Below are 1,832 nucleotides of genomic sequence, written 5' to 3' on the forward strand. Positions count from 1 at the left end.
CATCCGGGGCTGGCGGTGGTTTCGCCACGTTCGACGGTCATCAGCGACATCAGCGCGACCGGATTCGGTCGCCAGCACTGTTTTTTTTAACGGTGAAGCCGCTGGCGATCAGGAAGCGCGACAGCGAGGCGGGGTGAGCCGTGACACCGCGCTCGGCTTTCAGCTTGGCCGCCAGTTCCGGCATGGTGATGTCGCCCTGCGCCTCCACCCAACCGATCAGAAGCGCGGCGTGCGGAGCCAGTTTGCCGCCTCCCGGCGGACGTCCTTGCCGCGCCGGTTCCAGCGATCCCGTCGTCGCCATCCGCTGGGCAAGACGGATGCTCGTGCTGGCGCTCACGTCAAACCGACGCGCCGCTGCCCGACGTGAACCGCCTTGCTCGATCTCACCGTAAATCCGAACACGAAGGTCCGACGAATAGCTCTGACCCATGATCCACCTCCAACTACGGTGAATCACGCCGAAAACTCAAACGCAAGCCTTCGATTCAGATTTCTCGCGCGATGCTCTAATCAGGGAACGGGCGGCGATTCCCCCCTCAGGACCATCCCCCTCCGGGCGCATCGAAACGCCTGACCTTCCCGAAGGCTTCCGGCCACGCGGGGCCGCAATCGCGCCCTGAGCGACACGTCCCGACCTCCATCGCCACCCTGCGCATCGACATCGCCAGAAGGCTCGCCCGAACACTCCAGCGATGTCCGTGCTGCCATCAATTGCGCACTTTATGACACAGTAGAACTAATTGGGTTGGTGGCATAGTGGATTTTGGTGTGAGGCGAGGAAAAGGCGGCCAACTGGCCGCCTTTCTGTGCAAATGACGGTTGAGTTATTTTGATAAGTGGCTAGGAACGACTCAAGGCATGCACGCCACATCCCGTAAGGCGTTAGCCACACTGTTCTGCGAATAGAGGCTGTTCAGTGCCGCGGCATAGCAATTCTGTCGACGCAACTGCTCCGTCTGGGCCGCCGCGGCGGCGGCCCAGCGGCGCTGTTCCTCGGCCTGCTTTTCAGCCTGAACCATGCGGCACGTTGCGAAGGCGTCGGTTCCTGGCTTGAAGCCGAAGGATGCGCACGCCTCATCGATGCGTTCGGCCGCCATGACGGCGTATTGAGAGCGCTGCTGGACGGCCTGGGCGCGAATGTCGGCGGTGTTGCAGGCTGAAGTGAGGAGGGCGGCGGCGGCTGCCATGATGGGCATTCTCATGACCACCTCACTTTTTCTCAACGCAGGCGTAATAATCGGCCGTAACTATGTAGGTTGACTTGAGGTACTCGGCGCGTTTTCCAAATGATTGGCAGTGTCGCTCAGCAATTAGCATCGTTTCTATCGGCGTCTGATGCGTGTATTTGTAGAGCGTAATTCCGTTGGCGTCTTTATCGCCGTATGTTTGCGGTGCGCAAGCGGATATAGAGACCGCTGCAGCGATAGTAATAATCGCCTTGTTCATCAGATTTTCCTCCTTTGTTCACTGAATTGCGTCCCGCCAGAACGGTACACACCATGCGGGCAAAACGAAATCCTACATGTCGTCGCACATGCAGTTTTCTATTTTAACACTGACAGAATCGCGTCGGCACCGTCAACTTGTTGCCCCGCAGTTGCTGATGTGGTCTGTTCAGGGTATGGAACGGCATGACGACGCGCCTTGATCCCCGCTATGCTGGCTACCGCTATCCCGCTGAGATCATTGCCACGGCGGTGTGGCTGTATTTCCGCTTTCCGCTCAGCCTGCGAATGGTCGAGGACCTGAGGTGATGTGGTGGACGGCCCTTTCACCGGGGAATGGTGTCAAGCTGAGGTCGTTGAAGAAACCACCTTGCAGGAGCGGCTGAT

The 1,832-nt window shown here is 59.0% G+C and carries 3 protein-coding genes and 1 pseudogene; 1 reads left to right on the plus strand and 3 read right to left on the minus strand.

Annotation, left to right across the window (positions count from 1 at the left end; all coding sequences use genetic code 11):
* Positions 1-49: 49 nt before the first annotated feature.
* The 3 genes from EJ903_RS26215 to EJ903_RS26225 form a co-directional block, all read right to left on the minus strand.
* Positions 50-337: a hypothetical protein gene (locus EJ903_RS26215; RefSeq protein ID WP_126620804.1), complete on the minus strand. Its 288-nt coding sequence runs from the start codon at positions 335-337 to the stop codon at positions 50-52.
* Positions 338-851: 514 nt separating this feature from the next.
* A complete protein-coding gene (locus EJ903_RS26220) occupies positions 852-1,202 on the minus strand; it encodes a hypothetical protein (protein WP_126620805.1) in 351 nt (116 codons plus the stop codon).
* Positions 1,203-1,209: 7 nt separating this feature from the next.
* Positions 1,210-1,446: a hypothetical protein gene (locus EJ903_RS26225; protein ID WP_126620806.1), complete on the minus strand. Its 237-nt coding sequence runs from the start codon at positions 1,444-1,446 to the stop codon at positions 1,210-1,212.
* A gap of 185 nt (positions 1,447-1,631) precedes the next feature.
* Between EJ903_RS26225 and EJ903_RS26230 the strand changes: the two are divergent.
* Positions 1,632-1,748 (plus strand): annotated as a pseudogene (locus EJ903_RS26230) (IS6 family transposase); the annotation flags it as partial.
* Between the last annotated feature and the right edge of the window lie 84 nt (positions 1,749-1,832).

The sequence above is a fragment of the Azospirillum griseum genome (assembly GCF_003966125.1).
Lineage (GTDB): Bacteria > Pseudomonadota > Alphaproteobacteria > Azospirillales > Azospirillaceae > Azospirillum > Azospirillum griseum.

Excerpts from the sequence above, each read along its gene's own strand:
- EJ903_RS26220 (WP_126620805.1), bottom strand. The coding sequence starts at position 1,202 with ATGAGAATGCCCATCATGGCAGCCGCCGCCGCCCTCCTCACTTCAGCC.
- EJ903_RS26225 (WP_126620806.1), bottom strand. The coding sequence starts at position 1,446 with ATGAACAAGGCGATTATTACTATCGCTGCAGCGGTCTCTATATCCGCT.